The following is a 25,209-nucleotide window of genomic DNA, read 5'->3' as shown; positions in this document are numbered from 1 at the left end:
GATGGGACGAGCTATTGCGGTTCAGGACGTCGTTGCTCCTCCCTTATGTACTGCAGAGTACACGGCGGTCGTCCCGCCTAGCCCTGAACCGCAATAGCTCGTCGCAGCCCATCCAATGAGTGTTCACACGCCCTAGGTCTTTAGGCCTACGACTGGTCGTAGGGACTGCGGTCAATTTACCTCGTTTCGGCGCGTCGCTGGAATACCGCGGATTTTGTTTCATCGCATGCTTCGCAAGGGGACATAAGGATGCGCGTCAAGCAGATGGCTGCGATTGTGAAGGCACCGGCCGAGCGCACCGTGCGCGCGTCACACTTGTTACGCAACTCTGTTCACGCCGTCCTGGCCACGTGCGCACTCGTGAGTGTGCCGAAACCCGCCGGGGCCGCGCCCGATCCCTGCTCGAACGTCGGTGGTGTGATCTTCTGCACGGGCAATCAATCCGACGGCATCTATGACGAATGGAATTCGTATCTCTATGTGTACGGCCTGACCCAGCAGGTCCGGCCCGATCCGGGCAACATCGGCATCATCCTGTACCGGACCAACTACACCAATCCGCTCACCGTGTTTTGGGACGGCAGCCAGAGCCTCTGGACCGAGAACGCGCACAGCCTGTACGTACGGAATTACTTCGAGCCGTTTCTCAACGGTCGGGCTGGCAACGTCAATGTGATCACCAACGGCGGCGAGATCTACACCGAAGGCAATGCCCGCTACGACAGCATCTTCGCCCAGAGCTACGGCCAGGAGTCCTCGCTCGATCTGCCGGTGCACGGCGGCGACGTGGTCGTGAACAACCGCTCGCACCTCGTCAACAGCGCGTGGTACGGCAATGGCATCTTTGCGCACAGCTGGGCCACGTATTCGGGCCTCGGCGGCAACGTGAATGTCATCAGCAATGGCACCATCGAAACCTACGGCTCGTCGTTGTCGCATGCGATCTGGGCGTTGAGCGAAGGTGGCTACGGTGCGAATGGCAGCAGCGGCCTGAGCGGCAGCAGCGGTCTTCCGGGCGGCGACGGCGGCAACGTGCGCGTCGAGGGCTCCGGCTGGTTGTCGACGAGCGGCGCATATTCGCACGCGATCCTGGCGATCAGCCGCGGCGGCATCGGTGGTAGTGGCGGCGACGGTTGGGTCGCGAATGCCGGCAACGGCGTGTTCGGCGGTAGTGCGGGCACGGTAACGGTCGACGGCAGCTGGAACATCACCACCAACAACTTTTATTCCGCTGGCATCTTCGCGGAGAGCCTTGGCGGTGAAGGCGGCGAGGGCGGCGAAGGTTATACGTTCGGCAGCGGTGGCGATGGCGGCGGCAGCGGCAACGCCAGCACGGTCACGGTCATCAGTCGCGGCAACATTTTTACGGGCGGCGACTATTCCCAAGGCATCTTCGCGCACAGCGTCGGCGGCTTCGCAGGCGGTGGCGGTAACAGCTATGGCGTGATTGGCTACGGCGGTTCGGGCCAGAGTGCAGGCTACGGCGGTGAGGTTCATGTCACGAGCCTCGGCACGATCGATACACGAGGGTGGTATTCGCACGGCATCGTTGCTCAAAGCATCGGTGGCGGCGGCGGTGCCGGCGGTGATGGCGGCGGTATCGTGTCGGTCGGTGGCGGTGGCGCGGCGGGCGGCAACGGCAACGCGGTCACGGTCACGAATGGCGGTGATATCACTGTCACGGGCGTCGGTTCACGCGGCATTTTTGCTCAGAGCATCGGCGGTGGCGGTGGTGATGGTGGCGATGCTGGTGCGATCGTCGCAGTGGGAGGTGCCGGCAGCGGTACGAGCGACGGCGGCACAGTCACGGTCGACAACACTGCCGACATCTCGAGTAGAGCGCATGCCATCTACGCCGAGAGTGTGGGCGGCGGCGGTGGTAACGGCGGCAGCAGCACGGGCTGGTTTGCGGTGGGTGGCGGTGGCGGTTCTGGCGGTGACGCACAGGCTGTCATCGTTCGCAGTCACGGCGCGCTGACGACGACCGAAGACAACGCCAGCGCGATCTTCGCGCACAGCGTGGGCGGTGGCGGCGGCAACGGTGGCGCGAGTGTCGCGGCCGGTGCGTTCGGCAGCGTCGCGATTGGCGGCAGCGGCGAGCATGGTGGAGACGGCAGCACCGTTTACGTTCTGAGTGATACGGGAGCAATCACGACAGGAACGATCGACGCCACGACAGGCGCGGTGACGGGACACAACTCCAGCGGCATCTACGCGCAAAGCATCGGTGGCGGCGGTGGCAATGGCGGCTTCGCGTTCTCGGGCGCGATTGGTGTTGGCGTCTCGGCGGCGATCGCAGTGGGCGGCGAAGCTGACGAAGGCGGCGACGGTCAATCAGTCACGGTTGATAACGCGAGCAGCATCACCACGCACGGCAACGATGCACACGCCATCTTCGCGGAGAGCATCGGCGGCGGTGGCGGCAACGGCGGATTTGCGATTGCCGTGAGTGGCAGTGACTCCGTCGCGCTCGCTGCCGCGGTTGGCGGTGGTGGCGCGGGCGGTGGCGAAGCAAACACGGTCGACGTCAACACGAGCGGCGTGAATCTCAGCACGTACGGTGAACGCTCGTACGGCGTGCTCGCGCAGAGCGTCGGCGGTGGCGGCGGTAATGGTGGCTTCGCTGTCTCAGTGGCTGTGTCGAGTGGGCTCGGCGCGGCGCTCGCGGTGGGTGGTAACGGTGACACCGGCGGTCTCGCGCGCGATGTCACTGTCGACAGCTCCAGCAACATCACGACCCGCGGCATCGACTCGCATGGCTTGTTCGCACAGAGTCTGGGCGGCGGAGGTGGATCGGGAGGATTCAGCGTCGCTGGCAGTCTGAGCCTCGGCTCGACAGCTCAACTCGCACTCGGCGGTTCCGGTGATGGCGGTGGCAGCGCGGGCAATGTCACTGTCGGTGTGGATCGCGCGACCACAGGAACGATCCGCACCAGCGGCAACAACTCCTATGGCTTGCTCGCGCAGAGCGTCGGTGGCGGCGGCGGTTCCGGTGGCTTCAGCGTTGCGGGCAGCATTGCGATGGGATCGTCCGCGACACTCGCGCTTGGTGGCGGCAGCGGTGGCGGCGGCAACAGCGGCGTCGTCACGGTGCGAACGGCCAACGATGTTTATACCGGCGGCAACGATTCGCATGGCATCTTCGCGCAGAGCCTCGGCGGCGGCGGTGGTAACGGCGGCTTCGCGGTGTCTGGATCGATCTCGGTCGGCGGCACGAATGGCAACGTCGGCGCGGCTATCGGAGGCGATGGCGCGGGTGGAGGCAGCGCGCAGAATGTCACCGTCGAAAGCAGCGGCACGACAATACAAACATCGGGGCAGCGCTCGTATGGTCTCGTCGCGCAGAGTGTGGGCGGCGGTGGCGGTGACGGCGGCTTCGCGGTCGCGGGCAGTATCACGCAAGGTGCGACGGCCACCTTCGCGATGGGCGGCGATGGTTCCGGCGGCGGCATGGGCCGCGACGTTCACGTCGAAAGCTCAACCTCCATTACAACCTTCGGCAACGAGTCTCACGGGTTGTTCGCGCAAAGCCTCGGCGGTGGCGGCGGCTCCGGCGGCTTTGCTGTCGCGGGTTCAATCACTGCGGGCGCGGCGATCAACTTGAGTCTCGGCGGCGACGGTGCAGGCGGTGGAAGCGCGGGCGCCGTCAACGTCGGCACGGATCGCGCGACGACCGGCACGATTCGCACGAGCGGCGATGGCGCATACGGTTTGCTGGCGCAAAGTATCGGCGGCGGTGGCGGCTCCGGCGGATTCAGCGTCGCGGGCAGCATCACTCAATCCGCGTCCGCGCAGTTTTCGATGGGCGGCGGCGGCAGCACGGGCGGCAATGCCGGCGCGGTAAATGTGAATACGGCGAATGCGGTTGTGACTTTAGGTGACGACGCTCACGGCATCTTCGCGCAGAGCTTGGGCGGTGGCGGCGGCAACGGTGGCTTCAGCGTAACCGGCTCCATCTCAGCGAACAGCGGTGCCGTCGGCGCGAGTATCGGTGGTGATGGCGCGGGCGGCGGCGATGCGCAGACCGTGGATCTCACAAGTCGCGGTGCCTATGTTCAGACGACCGGAGATCGCTCGTACGGATTGGTCGCGCAGAGTGTGGGCGGCGGTGGTGGCGACGGCGGTTTCAGCGTCGGTGCCAGCATTACCAATGCGCCCTCGGCAACGTTCAGCATGGGCGGCAGCGGTGACGGCGGCGGCATTGGCCGCGATGTCACGGTGTTGAGCTCGACCGCGATCACAACATTCGGTAACGAAGCGCACGGCATGTTCGTGCAAAGCCTCGGTGGTGGCGGCGGATCGGGTGGCTTCAGCGTCGCGGGATCGATGTCTGTCGACGGCGCGGTGAACGCAAGCGTCGGTGGCAGCGGCGGAAGTGGCGGCGGTGCAGGTCACGTAATCGCAGGCATGATTGGCGACGCATTGACCGGTGACATCAACACTTGGGGCGATCGTTCCTACGGCATCCTCGCGCAGAGTGTGGGCGGCGGTGGCGGCGATGGTGGCTTCAGCGTCGCGGGCAGCATCTCGCGAGGTGCGTCGGGACGTTTCAGTCTCGGCGGCTCGGGCGATGAAGGCGCGGACGGTCAGGCTGTCGATGTCGTCAGCGAAAACTCCATCATCACGCGTGGTGCTGAGTCGCACGCCATCTTCGCGCAGAGCGTCGGCGGCGGTGGCGGCTCCGGCGGCTTCAGTGTCGCGGGCGGCATTTCAACTCAGAACGGTTCCGTCGGCTTGAGCATCGGCGGTTTCGGCGACGGCGGCGGCAACGCAAACAATGTCACGGTGTCGAGCGCGAACGCGAGGCTCACCACCGGCGGTGACCGTGCTCACGGCATCTTCGCGCAGAGTCTCGGCGGCGGCGGTGGCAACGGCGGCTTCAGCGTGGCGGGCGGTATCAATCGGACGAACTCGGTGAATGTGAGCATCGGCGGCTTCGGTGACCGCGGCGGCAATGCGGGCAGTGTGGCCGTCCACAGCACGAGCGACATCTTGACGTTCGGCGACGATTCGCACGGCATCTTTGCGGAGAGTCTGGGCGGCGGCGGTGGCGACGGCGGATTCAGCGTCGCGGGCTCGCTGTTCTCGAACGACCAGGCCAATCCCGCGGTGAATGTGAGCATCGGCGGCTTCGGCGACGGTGGCGGCAACGCGGGCGCTGTGAGCGTCGGCGAGGAGGACGCCTACGTCGAGGGCGTGATAGATACATACGGCGACCGCTCCTACGGCATCTTCGCGCAGAGCATGGGCGGTGGTGGCGGTAACGGCGGCTTCAGTGTCGCGGGCGGCTTTACGAAATCGCCCTCGGTGAGTTTGTCCGTGGGTGGCTCGGGCGGAACGGCAAGCCACGGCAACCTCGTCGATGTTTACACCGAGGCGGCTGTCACAACACGCGGCGACGGCTCGCACGCCATCTTCGCGCAGAGTCTCGGCGGTGGCGGCGGTAACGGCGGATTCAGCATTGCCGGCTCGGGCACGACGGACGTGGTCGCGATGAGCGCGAGCCTCGGCGGTCTTGGCGGTGGTGGCGGTCATGGCGAACACGTGAATGTCACAAACGATGGCGCGCTCACGACGCTGGGTGACTACGCGTACGGCATCTTTGCCGAGAGCATCGGCGGCGGCGGTGGCAGCGGCGGCTTCAGTGTCGCGGGCTCGTTCTCGAGACCCGCGAGCCGTCCGGCCGGACCGAACGCAACGAAGAACCTCGACTTCTCCGTCGGCGGCCAAGGTGGCGCGGGCGATGCGGGCGGCGATGTCGATGTGACGAACGGCGGCCGTATCGAAACATCCGGCATTGGCTCGCATGCCATCGTCGCACACAGCGTCGGGGGCGGTGGCGGCGACGGTGGATTCGCGGCGGCCGGTGCGCTGAGCCTGGGCAACAGCCAGCAGCAGAACACGAGCGCGAATATCTCCGTGTCCGTCGGTGGCTTCGGCGGCGAGGGAGATATCGGCGGCCAGGTCTCCGTATTGAATACGAACGCGATCATCACGCGCGGCGACGAAGCGCGCGGCATCTATGCCTACAGCGTGGGCGGCGGCGGTGGCGATGGCGGTATGGCTACATCCATCGATGTAGGCATCGGCGCGTCGAGCCGAGGGGGCACAGTCAATCTCGCGGTCGCAGTCGGGGGGCACGGTGGCGACGGTGACGATGGTGGCAACGTCCTCGTCGACAACCAGAGCACCATCGATACCTCGGGCGATCTCTCGGACGGCATCTACGCGCACAGCGTCGGCGGTGGTGGCGGTGACGGTGGCAACGCGCGCTCCTTCTCGCTCTTGCTGAAGCAGGGCGGTGGCGACGGTGCTGTCGATCAGCCGCCGAATACGAGCGTGCAGACTGCCATTGGCGGCTTCGGCGGTACCGCGAACAACGGTGGCGAAGTCACGGTGCTCAACACCAGCGCGATCACGACGACCGGTGCACTGTCGCGCGGCATCGTCGCGCAAAGCATCGGCGGTGGCGGCGGTAGCGGCGGTCAAGGCGTCAAAGGCTTCAACAACGAAATCGTCGACGCGCTCACCATCCTCAACAAAGTGAAGACGATGCGCGACTGGTCGGTGATGGTCGGCGGCGACGGCGGCTCGAGTGGCGACGGACGCGCGGTTGAAGTCACAAACAGCGGCCGAATCGAAACCTCTGGATTCGCGTCCACGGCGATCTTCGCGCAGAGCGTCGGCGGTGGCGGCGGTGAAGCGCAAAACTTCGCGGCAGGCACCGGCGACGGTGGCCGCGCAAAGACCGGCCTCAAAGCGAAGGCGGGCATCGGCGGCGCAGGTGGCGCCGCGGGTAATGGCGCAGAGGTCACGGTGACGAACTCGGGTGAGTTGATCACGCACGGTGACGATGCCATCGGCATTTTTGCACAGAGTATCGGCGGTGGTGGCGGCGTCTCCGGTAACGTGGACCGCGGCTTGTCGAGCGGCGCCTATGGAACGCCGAAGTTGAACGTCGGCATCGGCTTGGCCTTCGTCCGCGACGGTGGTGGCGGTGGCGACGGCGGCAACGTGATCGTCACCAACTCATCTAACATCACGACGGATGGTGCGGGTGCCTACGGCATCTACGCGCAGAGCGTCGCGGGTGGCGGTGGTTATGCCGGCGGCGACGGCAACGACTTCATTCCTGGCGGTGGCGTTTCGCAGCGTCTGTTCTCCGGCAGCGTAGGCGCGAGCGGCACCGCGGGCACGGTGACCGTCACTCAAACCGGCAACATCACAACGCAGGGTGAGAATGCGCACGCCATCGTTGCGCAGAGCGCGGCGGGTCAAGACTTCGGGCGCGATATCACAATCAGCGTCAACGGTGCGATTCAAGCATTGGCGGCCGATGCCGACGGCATCTTCGCGCACAGTAAGGGCGATCAAGGCAACGGCAACATCTCGATCACGATTGCAGGCGGCGGTGTGCGTGGCGGTGCTGAAGGTGCCGCCGTTCGCTTCACCGATGGCGCGAACAACACACTGGTGAATCGCGGCGAGCTCGGCGATAAGACGCTGCTCACCTTACAGGCCATCGCGGGCGGCGATTACAACGAAGCGGTCGATAACTACGGCACGCTCGCCGGCAACTTCGATCTGGGTGCCGGCAGCAACTCGTTCTTCAATCGCGAGCGATCGCTGCTGATCTCCGGCGCGACGTTGAATGTCGGGACCGGCACGCTGACCAACAGCGGCACCTGGTCGCCGGGCGACGTGGGCGTGATCGCGAGCACGACCTTGAACGGCAACTTCGTGCAAACGACGACCGGTCGTCTGTTGCTCGACTTCGATCCGGCCGCACTGACGGCGGACCGCATTTCGCTCGGCGCGGGCAATCTGGCCACGCTGCGAGGAACGGTGTCGATCAATCCCGTCACGGCGAATCCTTTCACGCCCGGCACGACAAGGACGGTTCTGTTTACGGCGCCGGACACGTTCGATATCTCCGGGCTCGGGCTCGACTTCCAGGACTCTGCAGTGACGAAGTACGCGCTGATTCAAGGCTCGACGCCCAGCGGCGAGACGGCGCTGATGTTACAGATGACGACGAACTTCATGCCGTCGAACGCCGCCGATCTCACCGCGAATCAATACGAAGCGGCGAAGTATCTGAACGCCGTGCAGAGCGCGGGTGGATCGGCCGAGCTCTATGACACGGTCCTCACCATCGCGAGCGCCCCGACCGAAGTCATGCTTACGCAGATGTATGACTTGCTGACGCCCGATTCATACATCGTGGCTCAGGCCGCACCGGCCTATGACAGCTTGCGATTCAGCGACGCGATGCTGAGTTGCAAGCAGTTCGACGGCGAGCATCGCTTCGTCGACGAAGGCGAGTGCGGCTGGATGAACCTTACTGATTCGGAGCGCACAGAAGATGCGACCCGCGAGCGCCTGAGCGCCGATCAACGAACGGAAAGCTTGAGTGGCGGCTTGCAACGTGCGCTGAACGATCGATGGCATCTCGGCGTCGGCTTCTCGCTCGATGACACAGAGATCGCTGTGGGTCGCGACCGGACCTTCGGTTCCGTTCAACACGCGACGGGCGATGGTGTGCAACTCGGCGCGGTGCTCAAGGGCAACTTCGGTGGAAGCACGTTCTCCGCGAGCCTCGCGGCGGGTCACACAGAGTTCGAAGTAAAACGCGGCAGCTTCAACGGCGATGGATTCACCGAGGCGAACACCGAGTACGCGACGCATGCCATCGCGGGTCATTTGCGCTATGGCTACGCGCTCGAAGGAAAGAACGCTTATCTGCGTCCGATCATCGACCTGGGCTACACCCATCTGCGACGCGACGGTTTCACTGAGCAGGGCAGTGGCGCGACGAATCTCAGTGTGGAAGGTCAGAGCGACGATCTGATCACGTTGCAGCCGGCGCTCGAGTTCGGCGGTGAGGTTCGCTTACCGAAGGGTTCCAGGATGCGAGGTTGGGCGCGGGCCGGCATGACGCATCTGTTGTCAGGCGAGAACGTCGATGTGACTGCGAGGATTGCAAGCGCGCCGTTCGATGTCGCGCCGATGACGTTCACGCAGCAGCTCGACACGAAGTCGACGGACTATTCCATCGGTCTGGATCTGCTGAGCGTCAGCGGTGCGACGCTCAGGCTCATGTACTCGGAAAGCAAGTCCGATCACGCGCGGACTGAGACAGGAAGCTTGAAGATGTCGATGTCATTTTAGCGGCGGAGCGTCCGGCACTTTGGGCGCCCATTCCGGACGCAACACCAGGAGCACTGTCGCCGCGCCGAGCACCAGGAAGCCGAAGATCAATGTCATCGGCGCGAGGTAAGAGCCGCTTGCATGCAGGAGCCAACCGGTCATGAGCGGAGCGACGATGCCGGCCAGCGCCGTCGCGACGTTTTGAAAACCTTTGACCTGTCCCACGATGGGCGCGGGGATGAGTGTGAGACTGCATAGCGCGAGGTTATTTGCAGTCGTGAGCCCGAGACCGGACAGCGACACGACGTTCCAGAACAACGCCGTTTCCACGGTTTCCGCGCGAGCGCCGAGCAACACTGTGCACGCGATGGCGAAGCCGGACACAACGAATGCCTTGCGAACGAAGACTGGATCGCCGCCACGCTTGATGAGTTTATCCGCCGCCCAACCGGCGGCCAGCGCGACGATGGCGATGCCGGTGAAACTATAGAACGTATAGAGGCCCATCTGGCTGAGCGACAGGCCACGCTGCTCGACCAGATACGACGGCATCCAGGTCATGCAGAAGAACGTGAAATAGTTGTAGCAGAAGTTCACCACCAGCGTGCCCCACACCAGCGGGCTCGCGAGGATGTTGCCGAACGAAATCACCGACGCCGATTTCTTCTTGGCCGCCAGCTCATCGCCGCGGGGCAGATCGTCCTTCGCCATCGAGATCCAGGGAATCAGCCACAGCAGGCCGGCAATGCCGGTGATCACGAACATCCATTGCCAGCTGGAGTTGTCGATCAGCCAGGCCGCGAGTGGGGCACCGATGGCGGGACCGAACTTGGAGCCCAGCGAGTAGAAGCCCACGGCCGTGCCGCTGTCGTTGGGATGGAAGTTGTTGCGAATCCAGCGATAGGTCGCGGGCACCACGATGGCTTCGGCGGCGCCGATGACCAATCGCATCAGCACCAGGCCCCACAATGCGTGCATGAAACCCATCGCGGCCGAAGCCACGCACCACACGGCGAAACAGATCGCATACGGTCGCTTCACGCCGTAGCGGTCCACGATCCATCCCATCGGGATCTGAAAAATCGCGTACGACCAGAAGAACGCGGAATTGACCCAGCCGCGGTCGAGGTTGGAGAGCGCGAAGTGTTGCTTGAAGGGCTCGACCGCCAGCGCCGCCGAGATATTGATTCGATCCACGAACGCGATCAGCGCCGCCAGCGCCAGCAAGGTCAGCGTTCCCCAGCGCAACAGCGCCGCCCGGGTCAACTTCGGCGTCGTCGCGCCCGCCGCCTGCTTCGGTTCGGCGCCTTCTGATTCGACTACGGCCACGGTCTCACCCATCTCGACTGGTCTCGAGCCCAGAATAGAGGTGCGCCCGGAACGGGCGGTCATCAATTATGCGGCCGACCCGATTCGAATCGGAGGAGTAGGGCCGGACCGCCCGACCATTATGCTCAATTTACGGTGTCGAGGAGACCGAGACGGCTGTCGAATTGCAGGCGGGCGAGCACTTTCAGCACATCGAAGGGGATGCGGCTCTCGGCGTTCGCGAACCCGAGATCGGTGAGCTCCGAAAAGTAGCGGGAGGTGGCGAGGCCGGTCTTCTCGACCAGCAAGGTCGGCAGCAACCAGGCCGGGCCGTCCTGGACGCGGGGCTCGCGGGAACGATTGTCGATGAGCAGCCAGGGCACCGGCTGTTCTTCCGGCTTACGGCCATCGCGGAAGCCGAGCTGCGCGTACACGTCGTTCAACGCCGGCAGATGGTCGCCGTAGACAAGCAGGATCGTGTCGCGCGAGCGGTTTTCGACGAACTCGAACAGCCGGGCGAGCGCCTGGTCGGACGCTTGAACCAGCGTCATGTAGGTTTCCAGCGAGTGCGTGGACGAGGCGTCGAGGCTTGCTTGCACCAACCTTGGATTTTCGGAGGAGGGCAGCGGCACCGTTTCATACGGGCCGTGATTTTGAATGCTGATCGCCATGATCATCTGCGGTGGATCGTCGTCGCGCAGCTCGGCGATGACGCGGTCCACGAGCGACGCGTCGCTGACATACCAACCGTAGCGGTCCGCGCCTTCGAACGCGTCGGCATCGAGGAACTGATCGAAGCCCAGCGCGCGAAACGCATGATTGCGATTCCAGAACGCGCCGCCATTCGGATGGATCGCCACGGTGCGATAGCCATTCGAGCGCAGCTCCCGCACGAGGCTGGGAATCTCGGCGTGCGCGAGTTGCAGGTAGGGATATCTCACGTGCGGAAAGGCGGCCAGCGGCAAGCCGGTCAGAAACTCGAACTCGGTTCGTATCGTGCCGCCGCCGAACGTCGGCACCCGCAGCTCACCGGACCAGCCGCGGCTCGCGGCCGCATGCAGGGTCGGCATGACGTCGGTATCGATGCCATTCAGGCGCGTCACATCGAACAACGATTCGCTCTGCACGACGATGATGTCCGGCAGTGGCGAGCGCGCTTGTAGCACGGGAGGCGTCGAGGTGAGTCCGTAATCACGCAGCAGCTGGACGGAGGCATCGATATTCGGTTGCAGTTGCGAGTCGCCACGCAACTCCCAGTGCAACAGAATCATATTGGTGATGAGGCCGGTGCGAGCGGCGCTGTCGCGGGGCGCCCAGGGCTCGAACTGCAATTGCCCGGGGTAGTAAACAGTCTTCCAGGGCGCGCTGCCTTGGACGAGCGTGCTCCATAGAATCACTGTCAGGACCGCCGCGCCCCAGCGAATGCCGCCCTTGATCGAGCCGATCGGCCGCTCCCGATACAACAGCAAGGTGATCGCAAGGACTCCGATTGCGAGCAGCAACTGCAAGCGTGACGACGCGAGGTACTGAGCGAAGAAAGCATAGTTGACGCCGATGGCTTTCAAGAAGTGAAAGTCATCCGGCAGCAGCGGCGTCGCCAGCTCTTTGAGCTTTATATAGTTGATGAAGTACAGCGCACCGAGCGCGAGTACCGTGAGCCAGCACGACAGTAGAAGCCGCCGTGTCACGATCAACAACGCCCCATGCAGAATCAACACCGGGACGAGATTGAGGAACAGCAAGGTCCACGGCTCGGCGCGCGAGAACGTGATCGGCCAGGGCAGGGCGGGATCGAGATAGCTGACCAGCAACACGTAGCCAATCGCCACGAGTGTCGCCCAGCCCGCAATCACTTTGTTCGACGATGGCTCCGCTGGGCGCGTTGCCAGTGCACTGTATTGATGTGTCGACCTCACCCGCCGCGCCCCGTAAGTCTTGCCAGTAGGTTTAAGTTGCTCACGAGGCGGATAAGTTCCCCGGTCGCTGAGTGCAGACAGCGGACGAATTCTCCGATCCACGTCACATCTTGTCCCGATCCGGCCTGCAACAATCCGGCGAAACCAAGAACACTGATCCGTTGACGTTTTCCGCTCGACCGCGCGATGACTCCGATCAGCACAGGATTGCAAATGGAGGTCGTGGTGCGCTTACTCGGATCGGCAGTCATCGGATTGTTGTCGCTCGCTGTCGTGGGCTGTAAGGACACCAAGCTGTCCGAGCCCAAGTCGACCGTCGGCGGCACTGTGTCGGGGCTGTCGGGCACGGTCACGCTGGTACTCAATGGTCGCGAGTCGCAGCCTCGTAACGGCAATGGCGACTTCATGTTCGTCACCGGCCTCTCCTCCGGAGAGAGCTACGCCGTCACCATCGGCGCGCAACCCGAATCGCAAACCTGCGCCGTTGCCAACGCATCGGGCACGATTCAAGGGAACGTCCGGAATGTCGCGGTGATCTGCACTACCAATACGTACACGATTGGCGGCACCGTTTCAGGGCTCACGACCGGAACGCTCGAACTGCAGAACGGCAGCGATGTGGTTGCGGTATCGAGCAGCGGCAACTTCACCTTTCCGACGTCGGTCAGTGCTGGAGGCGACTACGCCGTTACGGTGCTCACCCAGCCTGCCAACGCGACGTGCAGTGTCACTGACGGCACGGGCGCCGTCAGCACCGGCAATGTTTCAAACATCGCGGTGAATTGCGTCACTGATACTTATTCGGTCGGCGGTTCGGTCGCCGGTCTCATTACCGGCTATGCGGGCGACGTCGTGCTCCAGCTCGACGGCGCGAACGATGTGACTGTCGCGAGCGACGGCAGCTTTACTTTCACGACGGCCGTTCCAGTCGGCGCCAACTATGCCGTCACGATTGCGACCCAGCCGAGCTTGCCGGCGCAGACTTGTGCTGTCACCAACGGCAGCGGTGTCATGCCGGCCGGGAATGTTTCCAACGTCGCGGTGACGTGCCCGCGGCCCTTGCCTCGCTTTGCCTATTTGAACGCGGATGGCGTGGGCGAATTGCTCAAGGTCGATCTCGATCCGACCACTGGAGCGGTGGTCGCGGTCGACAGCCCCATCGCATTGCCTTCAATCGCGTCAGCTCTGTCACTGCGGCCCGACAACAAATTTCTCTACACCGCCAATCTGGTGGCGGCCAACTTTTCTGGCTTCGCCATCGATGACGCGACCGGGGCTTTGACGCCCCTGGCCGGTTCGCCGTTCGGTCCCATCAGCAGTCCGCGAGATCTGAGTTTCACGGCTGATGGACGTTTTGCGGTCGTGCCCTCTTCTTTATCGAATGTGGCGCGGGTCTTCGAGTCCGACGCCACCACCGGGGCGCTCGCATCGGTCGGCGGGGCAGCGGTCGTTGGAAACTTTCCGATGGATGCCGAACTCTCGCGCGATCAGAATCACGCTTTCATAGCGAACTATTCCGACGGCACGATCTCGGTCCGGTCATTCGACCCGACCACGGGCTCGCTAGGCTCATCGCCGGTGAGTTACCCAATCGGCGGCAATCCCATCTCGATTGCTGCCGAGCCCCGCGGTAAGTTTGTTTACGTGGGCAATGTCTCGGCCTCGGTGCGCGGGTTTTCGATCGACGCGACCACCGGCGCGTTGAGTCCCACACCTGGCAGCCCGTACACCGTGGGCGGCGGGGTCTATGGCGTGACGGTCGACCCCGGTGCCAGGTTCGTCTATGCGGCCAGCTATGGCACGGGAACGATTTCCGTCCTGTCGATCGATCCTGACACTGGCGCGTTGACGCACGTGCCGGGCTCGCCGTTCGCCGCCGGCGGCATCCCCGTCGAAGTGGTTGCCGATCCGGGCGGCCAGTTCGTTTTCGTCGCGCTCCAGGCGCCCGACGCCCTTGCTGTGTTTGCAAGAGATGCAATCACGGGAGTGCTGACGCCGATCGTCGGCTCGCCGTTCTCCCTGGGAACCTTTAACGCGGCCGCTATGAAGATCCTGGCTGAATGACGCCATAATTGATCACAAACTCTGCATCGCAGAGTACTTGACGGCCTGAGGGCCCGCTCGTAATTTGGCGGCGCCCCCTTGCGAGGTTGCCAACATGCCGTCAGCGAAAACCGTCAGTCTGGATATGCATGCGATGGCGACGCTGCGGTATATCCGCGAATCGATGGACGCGGCGGGTTGTGTTGCGGTGCCGGGCTCGGCGGGCATTGCGATGGGAATGGTCGGGCTGGCGGCGATGGTGCTGTCGTTATTGCCGGATCTGGCCCAGCACTGGTTCGCCATCTGGGTGGCGGCCGGCCCGATTGCCGCACTCGCGGGCGCATTGCTGATGACCCGCTCGACTTCAGTCGTTTCTTTCATCGCGACCGGGACGCCGGGGCGCAAGCTGTTGCTCGGGCTCATTCCCTGCCTGTTCGCCGGCGCAGTGCTGACTGCCGTGCTGTGGAAAGCGAATGACATCGGCGCGATCCCGGGCGCCTGGTTGCTGTTGTATGGGTGTTCGCTGATCTCGGCGAGCGCTTTCATCAAGATGATCGTGGCCTGGATGGGCGCCTGTTTCGTCGCGCTGGGTGTTATCGCGTTCATGGTTCCCGAGTCGTTGCACGTCGCGCTGCTCGGTCTCGGCTTCGGCGGTCTGCATATTCTGTTCGGCATCCTGATCGGTCGAGACGCCCATGGCCGCTAAAGTCAAAGCACGAACGCCCGCCGGCGCGAGCGCGCATCAACAACGCAAGCTCGCCACCGTGGCATCGACGACGCGCGACGGCGAGTCGAAGTTCGATCGTTTGATTTACGAGCGGGTCCGGCTCGGCATCATGAGCGCGCTCGCGGTTCGCGAAGAAATGACGTTCAACGAGCTCAAGAGCCTGTTCGACATCAGCGACGGCAATCTCGGCGGGCATGCGCGCAAGCTCGAGGACGCCGGTTATCTGAACTGCACGAAGTCGTTCGAAGATCGCCGGCCGCGCACCGCTTATCAAATCACCGCGCAGGGCAGGGCTGCGTTGAACCGCTATCTCGATCATGTGGAAGCGGTCATTCGCGCGACCCGCGGCTGATTTTTCATCCATTCACTCTGCAATGTAGAGCACTCGCCAATGCATGTGGCAATCATCATGGACGGCAACGGACGCTGGGCAACCCAACGGGGCTTGCCTCGAACGGCGGGGCACCGCGCCGGCGCCCAAGCAGTCGATAGAACAGTGGAAGCAGCGGCGCGCCAGGGCGTCGACGTGCTGACGCTGTACGCGTTCTCGCAAGCAAACTGGCAGCGGCCACGAGGCGAGGTGCGAGCGTTGTTCGGGTTGTTCCGTCGCTATTTGAAAGAACAAACCAGCCGCTGCCTGGAACAGTCGATCCGACTCAACATCATCGGGCGCCGCGATCGGCTCGACCCTCGGCTGATCTCGCTCATCGAAGCGGCCGAACAGGCGACGGCCCATTGCACCCGGATGATTCTGCGAATCGCGATCGACTACTCGGCGCAATGGAGCCTGATGCAGGTGTGTCGCTCGTTCGGCCTGCTCGTTTCCACCGATCACGAAAGATTCGCGCGCCAGCTCGCGGTGGTCGACAACTCCCTTCCGGTCAGCCAGGTCGATCTGCTGATCCGCACGGGCGGCGAGCAGCGCATGAGCGATTTCCTGTTATGGGAGTGCGCCTACGCGGAGCTGCATTTCGTGTCGCGGGCGTGGCCGGACTTCGGGGAGGAAGACTTCCAGTCGGCGCTCGCCGAGTTTTCGCGCAGGGACCGGCGGTATGGACGCATCGAGCCGACGGAGCCGGTGCGGGCTCAGCATGCGTGAGCCCTGGCAGGCTCTCTCATGCAACAAGAAGCCGGCATCGAGCGTTGACTGACCGGCAGGGGACATCGGGACGGCATTCGTGAGAACCGTATTCAAGGCGTGGCTGACCTTGGTCGGCCTCGTGCTGTCGGCGGGCGCTGTGGCGCATCCCGTCGTCGTGGAGCTGTTCACGTCCGAAGGCTGCAGCTCCTGCCCGCCCGCGGATGCTTTGCTGGGCGAGTTGGCCCGCAAGCCGGGCATCGTCGCTCTGGCCTATCACGTCGACTATTGGGATGACGGGGGCTGGCAGGATCGCTTTTCGATCCCGGAGGCCACGCAGCGGCAGCGTGGCTACGTGCGGCGATTGTCCAAGTCCGGGGCGTTCACACCACAGATCGTGGTGAGCGGCGACACGAGCTTGGTGGGATCGAACCGCCTGGAAGTGGAGCGGGCCGTCAAAGGCGATCGGGACGCGCTGCGGATGTCGCTGTCCAGGGAAGGCAACGATCTGTACGTTCATTTCCTCGAAGCCTGGCGCGAATCGATGGATGTGTATCTGGTCAGTTATCTCAGCGAAGCGACCGCCCGGATCGACGGCGGCGAGAATGCTCACCGCACCTTGAAACACTTCAATGTAGTTCGTTCATTCAAGCGGCTCGGCACCTGGAACGGCCGGCCTCAGCGCATGATCGCGCCACTGTCCGACCTGCCGCGCGACGCGAGTGGCGTGGCCGTCATCCTCCAACGTAAAAATCAAGGCGCAGTCGCCGGAGCCGCGACGCTGGCATTGCGCTGAGCGGGCTGTAGCGATTTAAATGAGCGGTCGCCCGTCGCGTCCTGGAGCCGCCATGATTCGAATCGTTCCGCTGCTGTTGTGTCTGTTCGCCGTGCCCTTGATGGCGCAGACGAACTTTCCCGCGCCGGTGGAAGGCGACGTTGTCGTCAAGAACTTCCGTTTCAAATCGAACGAAGTACTGCCCGAGCTGCGTCTGCACTACCGAACCATCGGCAAGCTCGAACGTGACGCTCAGGGCAAAGCAAAGAACGCAGTGCTGATCATGCATGGCACGGGCGGCAGCGGCGCTCAATTTCTGCGCCCGGACTTCTCGGAGCGATTGTTTCGTGCCGGCGGCGTGCTCGATGCGACCCAATATTTCATCGTTCTTCCGGATGGCATCGGCCACGGTAAGTCCAGCAAGCCGAGCGATGGCAAGCGCGCCGGCTTTCCCCGCTATGGCTATCGCGACATGGTCGAAGCTCAGTATCGACTGCTGCAGGAACTGGGGGTGAATCATCTGCGCCTGGTGATGGGCACCTCGATGGGCGGGATGCAGAGCTGGATGTGGGGCGAGCAGTATCCGGACTTCATGGATGCGCTCATGCCGCTGGCCAGCCTGCCGGGGCCGATCTCCGGTCGCAATCGGGTCTGGCGCCGCGTGATCATCGATGCCATTCGCAACGACCCGGAATGGCAGCAGGGCAATTACAAACAACAGCCGCAGTCGCTGCGGACCGCGGAACAGATGCTGTTCCTGATGGGCAGCAATCCGGTGATTCGCCAACACAACATGCCCACGCTCCAGCGCAGCGATGAAGTGCTCGACGCGTATGTTGCCGACGCCTTCAAAACGGCGGATGCCAACGACGTGCTCTATCAGCTCTCCGCCTCGCAGGACTACGACCCGTCGCCGAGCCTGGAAAAGATCCGCGCGCCGCTGGTCGCGATCAATTCCGCGGACGACCTGATCAATCCGCCGGAGTTGCAAATCCTCGAGCGCGAAATCAAACGCGTGCCCAATGGCAAGGCCATCGTCATTCCTCTCGGCCCCGATACGGTCGGGCACGGTACGCATACGATTGCGAAGGTGTGGGAACAACACTTGATCGAACTGTTGCAACAGTCGGAGCGCGCTGCCGTCAGGTAACCCACCATGCGCGATTCCCTTCTCGTTCGCCCGATCGAGCGCCCCGACTATGCTGGCTGGCGGCCGCTTTGGGATGGCTATAACGCGTTCTACGGCCGGGCCGGCGAAACGGCCCTGCCGGAGCCGATTACTGCTGCCACCTGGGAGCGGTTCTTCGACCCTGGTGAGCCTGTCCGGGCACTCGTTGCCTGCTCCCAGGATCAGATCGTCGGTCTGGCGCACTATCTGTTCCATCGCAGCACCACTCGTCTCAACGACATCTGCTATCTGCAAGATCTCTTCACCGTCGAGCACCTGCGCGGCCAGGGCGTCGGCCGCCAGCTCATCCTGAGCGTCTACGAAGCAGCCCGGCAAGCCGGGTGCTCCCGTGTGTACTGGCAGACGCAGACCTCGAACGTCAACGGCCGGGCGCTGTACGATAAAGTCGCTGAGCACAAAGGCTTTATCGTTTATGCTCATGAGCTGTAGCGCTGTGCTGCCGGCGTCGATAGAAACATCCCGAAGCAGGTTGTGGCTGCTCGTGTGTATGGTCGCAGTCATTGCGCTAGGGCTGGCTTCACGCCAGTTCCCGTCTTTGTTTCCTTCGATCTTCGGCAAGTATCCAGGCGATGCGCTGTGGGCGACTATGGTTTTCGTAGGGCTGGCTTTCGTGAAGCCGCGCGCTTCGACCGTTGGCCTTGCAGTCGTCGCCTTTGCTATCTCGTGTTTGGTGGAGTTCTCGCAGCTCTATCAAGCGCCGTGGCTCAACGCAGTTCGAGCCACAACGATCGGCCACCTGGCGCTTGGCTCCACGTTTTCGTGGTTCGATATTGCGGCCTATGCCGTCGGCGTTTTGATCGGGGCGGTGGTCGATGCTTTTGTTCAGGCGTAGATAGGGACTTGGCTGGAAGGAGAAGCGGCGTGGCGACGGTTCGACTCTCAATAGAGCCGGTGTTCTGGGAGTCGACCAGTGTGGGTACTGTTGAAATCATAAAGCTTGTGCAGCTTCATGCTGGGGTCGATCTCGGCGAAGCGAAGCGCTTTGTGGATCGGTGCGTATTCGACGGCGAGGCTGTCGCAATACCTTTGCCTTCCCACGAGTCTGCGGAGTCGTTCATTCGTGCGGTCTCTTCGCTTCCGGGGCCGGCGAAGATGCAAGCTACGCTCATTCAGTCTGAGCGCGAGCTGGCCTTTGTGAAAATCGAGCAGAAGGGTAACGCGACTTACGATTCGCTATCCGAGCCTGAGCGAGTCTGGTTCACGATCACCCGGCTCATTTTCTGTATTCGCAATGGCGGGCTGCCGAGCTACTTCTACAATGGATACGCGAAGCACGTCGTCGATTGCATGCAAGCGCTCCAGACGCTTGGGGCTGTTGAAATGCTGGAGATGGTGAGAAGAATGAACAGGATTGACTGGGAGCGGGAGCCCGGTGTTCTTGATGTCATAGGAGGGCTGATCAAGTCATGGACGGGTGCCGACGCTAGATCTACACAGCGAGAACTCCGTGAAGCGCGAAGGGTCGAAGAGGCGTTGGATGAATACGTCACGAAGCATCTTCTCGGCGACGGCACGTTGTGAATCAGAAAGAGATCCTTAGAGACAGTCTCGCACCACGCATGGCAGTAGTGTTCTGCGGGACTGCAGTTGGGAGCAGATCGGCGCTTCGTGGGGCGTACTATGCGGGAGTCGGTAACGCGTTCTGGAGAACGCTGCATGAGATCGGGCTGACGCCCAGCCGGTTTGAGCCTGAGCAGTATTTGAGTGCTGCGGCCTTGGGTATCGGCTTCACTGATCTGGCCAAGAATGTTTCCGGGAATGACGTGATCCTTCGCCAAGAGCACTTCGGCAGAGAGGCCTTGCGCCAGAAGATTCTGAAGTTCCAGCCGTCCGTCGTTGCGTTCACCAGCAAACGCGCGGCAGAGGAATTTCTCGAGCGGCCGCTCGAGTACGGCCTGCTCGAAGAGGTCGTGGGTTCCTCGCAATTATTTGTACTCCCGTCACCGTCGGGTGCAGCTCGTCGCTGGTGGCAGGTTCAGCGGTGGCATGAGCTTGCAGAACTGGTACGGAACCGGAGTTAGACCAGGCATGCAACCGCTCTCCACGGTATCGACGGAAGACTCGAGGCGTTGTCGCGTCGTATAGGTCCCTGACCCCACCTCCCTGTCACGTCGCGCACCAATCGTGGCGTGATCCGCCTTCCCCTGCACCTTACTGGCCCGTCAGGATGGGCCACACTGCTGCCCACAAATGAGTCGTATACCGGTCGCCATGGCCGGGGGCGGCGACGATGGGTTTTACGGGGAGATCTTCGGATGCGGACGGGCGTTTCGTTGGGCTTGGCGGTGGGGTCGTTGGCTGGGTTGCTGGGGTCGACAGCGGCGATGGCCCAGGAGACGGCAGCGGCGGCGGTCGATAGCGGCGCGGAGTTGGAGCAGGTGGTCGTGACGGCCCGGCGCCGGCAGGAGGCGCTGGCGGATGTTCCGGTGGCGGTGTCGGTGTTGAGCGCGGCGGCGCTCGAGACACGAGGCATCAAGACTGAGGCCGACTTGCAGCTCGCCATGCCGGGCGTCGTGGTGCGTTCGTCGAACAACAGCAATCAGCTGAACTACGTGATTCGCGGCGAGTCGGTCGACGCGTACTCCGGCTCGCCTCCGGGTGTGCAGCCGTACATCAACGAAGTGCCGTTTCCGGTGATGTCGTCCACACCGTTCTACGATCTGCAAAGCGTGCAGGCCGTGAAAGGCCCGCAGGGCACGCTTTTCGGTCGCAACTCGACCGGTGGCGCGGTGCTGTTCCAAACCGCGACGCCGGGCAACGAGTTCGGCGGCTACGCGTCGCTCCAGTACGGCAATTTCGACCGCATGATCAGCGAGGCCGCGCTCGATCTGCCATTCATCTCCGACAAATTGCTGGTGCGTTTTGCCGGCACGGTGACGTCGGGCGGCGCCTTCGTGCGCAATCTCTACGACAACCAGAAGCTGGGCGACAAGGACGAGCGCTCGGGCCGCATCACCATCGATGCACGGCCGTTCGACGGGTTGAGCAACGTGACGACGGTGCAGATCGGCGAGACGAGCGGCACCAACGCGCCGAACACCGCGTACTACACGATTCCGTGCGGTGAGCCGTCCGGCTTCAACTCGTGCACCTATTCGCCGGCCAATCAGCCGTTCTTCAACAACCTGTTGAATGGCACGCTGATCCCCGGTTATCCGAACGGCTACGTCTACGCGGGCGGCTTCCAATCGTTGCCGGAGTTCCAGCGCTCGCAGGGCAAGTACGTCATCAATCAGAACGGCGACTTCACCCACGAAGCCAACAGCGACATGGTCATCAACAAGACCACGCTGGAAGTGTCGCCCACGATCTCCATCAAGAACATCTTCGGCTACTCGTACTCGAAGAACGCCATCAGCTACGACACGGACTACTCGCCGTATCCGTTCATCCAGCAGTACGCGCCAAATGCGCCCCGGACCGGCGGTGACCTGCCGATCGAAACCAGCACCACCAAAACGTATTCGGACGAGCTGCAGTTGCAGGGCACGGCGTTCGACGAGCGCCTGGAATATCTGGTCGGTGTGTTCTACCTCGACTCGAAGGAAACGTATTTCTCGCCGTTGTGGCTCGGGGCCGCGAACGTCGCGGTGGCCTACAACGCAACCACCGGCAACGAAACCTACGCGGGCTTCGCGCAGGGCACGTACAAGCTGACCGATCGAATGAATTTCACGCTCGGCGGCCGCTACACGTCGGAAAAGATCACGATGCGGCAAGACGCGCGCTCGCTGTTCGGTGCGGGCAATCCGCAGGAAGTGACGCAGGAAGATCCGAGCTGGACCGTGTCGCTCGACTATCGCATCAATCCCGATGTGCTGGTCTATGCAACGACGCGCGGCAGCTGGCGTCGCGGCGGCTTCAATCCGTTCAATCCGCCGACCGCGACTCCGCTGACCGCGGCCAACGACCCGGGCGGCAACTATTTCGAGCCGGAAGAAGTTCGCGATTTGGAAGGTGGCATCAAGTTCGACGGTGGCATCGCCGATGTGCCCGTGCGCGCCAACCTCGCCGTGTACAAGAGCTGGGTGAAGGACATCCAGAAGACCGCCTATGTCGTGATCGGCGGCACGGCGTCGTCCGCCACCATCAACGTGCCGAAGACCGAGATCTGGGGTGTCGAGACCGACGTGGATGTGCACGCACTCGACTGGCTGCGCCTGGGCGGTTCGGTCACCTATACCAACGCCGAATTCACCGAGGCGGACTCGCGTCTGTTCGGTAGCACGGTGACCTACGGTCCGTTCGGCGACGTGCCGGAGTTCTCGGGCTCGATCTATGCCGACGCCACCTGGCGCCTGCCGAACGACAGGGGCTCGCTCAGCTATCACGTCGATGTTTACAACCAGTCGTCGTTCTACTTCTCGAACCTGGGCGGCACCATTCAGCCCGGCACGAAGTTGCCGTCGTACACACTGTTGAACATGCGCATCGATTGGGCCGAGATGTTCGGCAGCCGCATCAAGGTCAGCTTGTTCGGTAAGAACCTCACAGAAAAGCTGTACTACACCGGCGGCTCGGCCGGCGCGCAGAACTTCTCGGTTGAATCCGCCACGTTCGGCATGCCGCGCACCTACGGCATCGCGATTCGCACGGAATTCTGAGATCGCGCCATGACGGATCTATCGAACATCGTTCTGTTGAAGGCCCGCGCCGGGAAATCCGACCAGCTCGGCGCGGCGCTGAAAGAGCTCGTGAAGCCGACGCGTCAGGAGCCCGGCTGCGCGATTTGTGAATTGAATCAGTCGGGCGACGATCCGAACACGTGGATGGTGTACGAACGCTGGGCCGGGCAGGCGGCGTTCGACAGCCATATGAAACAACCGTACGTCGCGCGCTTTCTCCAGCAACTGGACGAGCTGGTCAGCGACCCTCCGGAAGTGCGGCCCTTTCAGCACCGCTATTGAAGATTTCCGTTATGCCGATATCCCGCGTCCGTACTCTTTCCGGCGGCGCTGCGCTGCTGGGCTTGTGGTTTGCGACCAGCGCGCTGGCCGATCAGCCGTCCGTCGATTGGCCCGTCCATGGCGGCACCGATCTGGAACAGCGCTTCAGCCCGATCAAACAAATCAATGCCGACAACGTCGGCAAGCTCGGCCTGGCGTGGTCCGCCGAATTCGATTCGAATCGGGGCCAGGAGGCCACGCCCATCGTGATCGGCGGCGTGATGTATGTGTCGACGGCCTGGTCGCGCGTGTATGCGCTCGATGCAATCACTGGCCGTGAGCTGTGGCGCTACGATCCCAAGATCGCAGGCAAGGTGGGTTTCGACGCCTGTTGTGATGTCGTCACCCGCGGCGTGGCCGTGGCGAACGGACGTGTCTTCCTCGCCGCACTCGATGGCAGATTGATTGCGCTCGATGCGAAGACTGGCAAGCCGGTCTGGTCCGCGCAAACCACCGATCCCGCCAAGCCCTACACGATCACCGGTGCGCCGCGCATCGTGAAAGACAAAGTGATCATCGGCAATGCGGGCGCCGAATACGGCGTGCGCGGCTATGTCACTGCGTATGCAATCGCTACGGGCAAACAGGTCTGGCGTTTCTATACCGTGCCCGGCGATCCGAAAGCGCCACCCGATGGCGCCGCGTCCGATGCCATTCTGAAGAAGGCGGCACTGAGCACCTGGGCAGGACGCTGGTATGACTATGGCGGCGGCGGCACGGTGTGGGACGCCATCGTTTACGACCCGGAGCTCGATCAGCTCTACATCGGCGTCGGCAACGGCAGCCCGTGGAATCACAAAGTGCGCTCGGAGGGTAAGGGCGACAATTTGTTTCTGTCGTCGGTGGTCGCGCTCGATCCAAATACGGGCGCATATAAGTGGCACTACCAACAAACGCCCGCCGAGAGCTGGGACTTCACCGCCACGCAACCCATCATCCTCGCCACGCTGAAGCTCGACGGCCGCGATCGCAAGGTGCTGATGCAGGCGCCGAAGAATGGCTTTTTCTATGTGATCGATCGGATCAGCGGCAAGCTGATTTCAGCGAAGAACTATGTGTCGGTGAACTGGGCGAGCGGCATCGATCCGGCGACCGGTCGGCCCATCGAGAATCCCGCCGCACGCTACGATGAGAAGCCGTTCGCGATGTATCCATCGGCGCTCGGTGGACACAGCTGGCATCCGATGGCATTCGATCCTCGCACGCAGCTCGTGTACTTGCCGACGTATCAGTTCGTGATGATGTACGGCAACGATCCGATGTTCACGTTCCGTCCGGGCACGTGGAACACGGCGATCAGTTCGGAGCTGCAGACGCCGCCGGACGATCCGCTCGAATTGAAGAATGCGACGTCGAGTTTCCAGGGCCGGCTCGTCGCTTGGGATCCGGTCGCGCAAAAAGAAGTGTGGTCGATTGCGCACGACAGCTTGCAGAACGGCGGCGTGCTGGCGACGGCAGGCAATCTGGTGTTTCAAGGCACCGGCGCCGGCAGCTTCGAAGCTCGTCGCGCCAACGACGGTCAGTTGTTGTGGAACTTCAAAGCTCAGGACGGAATCATCGCCGGCCCGGTGAGCTATGAGATCGGCGGAACTCAATACGTTGCGGTCGTGGCGGGCTACGGCGGCGGGTTCGGTATCGGCGAAGGCGCGGAGAAACCGACGTTCCGGCCCAACGGTCGCGTGCTGGCGTTTCGTCTCGATGGCCAGGCGCAGCTGCCGAAGGTTGAAGGCGGAATTGCGCCGTTGAATCCTCCAACGGAGCGGTTCACCGACACGCAGGTCAACAGCGGCCGGCTGCTCTACACACAGAATTGCTATCGCTGCCACGGTGCTGGCGCTCAATCGGCAGGCGTGCTTCCGGACTTGCGTCGTTCCGGCGCACTGGCAAGTCGCGACGCGTGGCGCGCGATTGTGAGGGACGGCGCGCTCGAGTCGAGAGGCATGATCGGTTTCTCTCGCTGGCTGTCGCCGGAGCAAGTCGAGGACATTCGTTCGTATATCGCGCTGAAGGCGAAGATCGCGGCGAGCACATCGACCGAGCCATCGCCTCCGACTCAGCCGTGATCGATTGAGGGGAC

16 protein-coding genes are annotated in these 25,209 nt (G+C 63.0%); 14 read left to right on the top strand and 2 right to left on the bottom strand.

The genetic code is table 11. The features are described from left to right. The first annotated feature begins 249 nt into the window (after nt 1-249). Nucleotides 250-9,171, top strand: a complete 8,922-nt coding sequence (locus ACFPN2_RS35565; protein WP_380605618.1) for a hypothetical protein — start codon at nt 250-252, stop codon at nt 9,169-9,171. Here the strand turns inward: ACFPN2_RS35565 and ACFPN2_RS35560 are convergent. Then, nucleotides 9,163-10,416 carry an MFS transporter gene (locus ACFPN2_RS35560; protein ID WP_380606749.1) on the bottom strand — a complete coding sequence of 418 codons (1,254 nt, stop codon included), beginning with the start codon at nt 10,414-10,416 and terminating at the stop codon, nt 9,163-9,165. The genes ACFPN2_RS35565 and ACFPN2_RS35560 overlap by 9 nt on opposite strands. A 188-nt stretch (nt 10,417-10,604) precedes the next feature. Continuing rightward, nucleotides 10,605-12,287: an LTA synthase family protein gene (locus tag ACFPN2_RS35555; protein WP_380605616.1), complete on the bottom strand. Its 1,683-nt coding sequence runs from the start codon at nt 12,285-12,287 to the stop codon at nt 10,605-10,607. A 273-nt stretch (nt 12,288-12,560) separates the two neighbouring features. On the opposite strand from ACFPN2_RS35555, the gene ACFPN2_RS35550 reads away from it, so the two are divergent. The 13 genes from ACFPN2_RS35550 (at nt 12,561) to ACFPN2_RS35490 (ending at nt 25,195) form a co-directional block, all read left to right on the top strand. Next, complete coding sequence (locus tag ACFPN2_RS35550) at nt 12,561-14,438, top strand: lactonase family protein (RefSeq protein ID WP_380605615.1); 1,878 nt, start codon at nt 12,561-12,563, stop codon at nt 14,436-14,438. A 94-nt stretch (nt 14,439-14,532) separates the two neighbouring features. Then, nucleotides 14,533-15,123 carry a hypothetical protein gene (locus ACFPN2_RS35545; protein ID WP_380605613.1) on the top strand — a complete coding sequence of 197 codons (591 nt, stop codon included), beginning with the start codon at nt 14,533-14,535 and terminating at the stop codon, nt 15,121-15,123. Further along, nucleotides 15,113-15,496, top strand: a complete 384-nt coding sequence (locus tag ACFPN2_RS35540; RefSeq protein ID WP_380605611.1) for a winged helix-turn-helix domain-containing protein — start codon at nt 15,113-15,115, stop codon at nt 15,494-15,496. Before ACFPN2_RS35545 ends, ACFPN2_RS35540 begins: the two co-directional genes overlap by 11 nt. Before the next feature lie 39 nt (nt 15,497-15,535). Beyond that, nucleotides 15,536-16,243: a polyprenyl diphosphate synthase gene (gene uppS / locus ACFPN2_RS35535; protein WP_380605609.1), complete on the top strand. Its 708-nt coding sequence runs from the start codon at nt 15,536-15,538 to the stop codon at nt 16,241-16,243. Between the two features lie 79 nt (nt 16,244-16,322). Further along, nucleotides 16,323-17,018, top strand: coding sequence for a DUF1223 domain-containing protein (locus ACFPN2_RS35530; RefSeq protein ID WP_380605607.1), 696 nt, complete (start codon nt 16,323-16,325; stop codon nt 17,016-17,018). Between the two features lie 52 nt (nt 17,019-17,070). Then, nucleotides 17,071-18,147 (top strand): alpha/beta fold hydrolase, encoded by a 1,077-nt coding sequence (locus ACFPN2_RS35525; RefSeq protein ID WP_380605605.1) that lies wholly within the window; start codon nt 17,071-17,073, stop codon nt 18,145-18,147. 6 nt (nt 18,148-18,153) lie between these two features. Then, the gene (locus tag ACFPN2_RS35520; protein ID WP_380605604.1) at nt 18,154-18,615 is read left to right on the top strand and encodes a GNAT family N-acetyltransferase; all 462 of its coding nucleotides are present in this window, start codon (nt 18,154-18,156) and stop codon (nt 18,613-18,615) included. A 58-nt stretch (nt 18,616-18,673) separates the two neighbouring features. Continuing rightward, nucleotides 18,674-19,018, top strand: a complete 345-nt coding sequence (locus tag ACFPN2_RS35515; RefSeq protein ID WP_380605602.1) for a ribosomal maturation YjgA family protein — start codon at nt 18,674-18,676, stop codon at nt 19,016-19,018. Between the two features lie 29 nt (nt 19,019-19,047). Next, nucleotides 19,048-19,707 carry a DMP19 family protein gene (locus ACFPN2_RS35510; RefSeq protein ID WP_380605601.1) on the top strand — a complete coding sequence of 220 codons (660 nt, stop codon included), beginning with the start codon at nt 19,048-19,050 and terminating at the stop codon, nt 19,705-19,707. 38 nt (nt 19,708-19,745) lie between these two features. After that, entirely contained in the window at nt 19,746-20,207 is a 462-nt protein-coding gene (locus ACFPN2_RS35505) for a mismatch-specific DNA-glycosylase (RefSeq protein ID WP_380605600.1), read from the top strand. A 234-nt stretch (nt 20,208-20,441) separates the two neighbouring features. Then, a complete protein-coding gene (locus ACFPN2_RS35500; RefSeq protein WP_380605599.1) occupies nt 20,442-22,790 on the top strand; it encodes a TonB-dependent receptor in 2,349 nt (782 codons plus the stop codon). Nucleotides 22,791-22,799: 9 nt separating this feature from the next. Beyond that, nucleotides 22,800-23,093 (top strand): putative quinol monooxygenase, encoded by a 294-nt coding sequence (locus ACFPN2_RS35495; protein ID WP_380605597.1) that lies wholly within the window; start codon nt 22,800-22,802, stop codon nt 23,091-23,093. Nucleotides 23,094-23,104: 11 nt separating this feature from the next. After that, nucleotides 23,105-25,195 carry a PQQ-dependent dehydrogenase, methanol/ethanol family gene (locus ACFPN2_RS35490; RefSeq protein ID WP_380605595.1) on the top strand — a complete coding sequence of 697 codons (2,091 nt, stop codon included), beginning with the start codon at nt 23,105-23,107 and terminating at the stop codon, nt 25,193-25,195. Nucleotides 25,196-25,209 lie beyond the last annotated feature (14 nt).

The sequence above is a fragment of the Steroidobacter flavus genome, assembly GCF_042651805.1.
GTDB lineage: Bacteria > Pseudomonadota > Gammaproteobacteria > Steroidobacterales > Steroidobacteraceae > Steroidobacter > Steroidobacter flavus.
This window is presented reverse-complemented; position numbering and strand designations above follow the sequence as displayed.

Bases quoted from the DNA above. Each gene is read 5' to 3' on its own strand.
- ACFPN2_RS35540 (WP_380605611.1), top strand. From the start codon at position 15,113: ATGGCCGCTAAAGTCAAAGCACGAACGCCCGCCGGCGCGAGCGCGCAT.
- ACFPN2_RS35500 (WP_380605599.1), top strand. From the start codon at position 20,442: ATGCGGACGGGCGTTTCGTTGGGCTTGGCGGTGGGGTCGTTGGCTGGG.
- ACFPN2_RS35515 (WP_380605602.1), top strand. From the start codon at position 18,674: ATGGTCGCAGTCATTGCGCTAGGGCTGGCTTCACGCCAGTTCCCGTCT.
- ACFPN2_RS35525 (WP_380605605.1), top strand. From the start codon at position 17,071: ATGATTCGAATCGTTCCGCTGCTGTTGTGTCTGTTCGCCGTGCCCTTG.
- ACFPN2_RS35520 (WP_380605604.1), top strand. From the start codon at position 18,154: ATGCGCGATTCCCTTCTCGTTCGCCCGATCGAGCGCCCCGACTATGCT.
- ACFPN2_RS35550 (WP_380605615.1), top strand. From the start codon at position 12,561: ATGACTCCGATCAGCACAGGATTGCAAATGGAGGTCGTGGTGCGCTTA.
- ACFPN2_RS35490 (WP_380605595.1), top strand. From the start codon at position 23,105: ATGCCGATATCCCGCGTCCGTACTCTTTCCGGCGGCGCTGCGCTGCTG.
- ACFPN2_RS35505 (WP_380605600.1), top strand. From the start codon at position 19,746: ATGGCAGTAGTGTTCTGCGGGACTGCAGTTGGGAGCAGATCGGCGCTT.
- ACFPN2_RS35545 (WP_380605613.1), top strand. From the start codon at position 14,533: ATGCCGTCAGCGAAAACCGTCAGTCTGGATATGCATGCGATGGCGACG.
- uppS (WP_380605609.1), top strand. From the start codon at position 15,536: ATGCATGTGGCAATCATCATGGACGGCAACGGACGCTGGGCAACCCAA.
- ACFPN2_RS35565 (WP_380605618.1), top strand. From the start codon at position 250: ATGCGCGTCAAGCAGATGGCTGCGATTGTGAAGGCACCGGCCGAGCGC.
- ACFPN2_RS35495 (WP_380605597.1), top strand. From the start codon at position 22,800: ATGACGGATCTATCGAACATCGTTCTGTTGAAGGCCCGCGCCGGGAAA.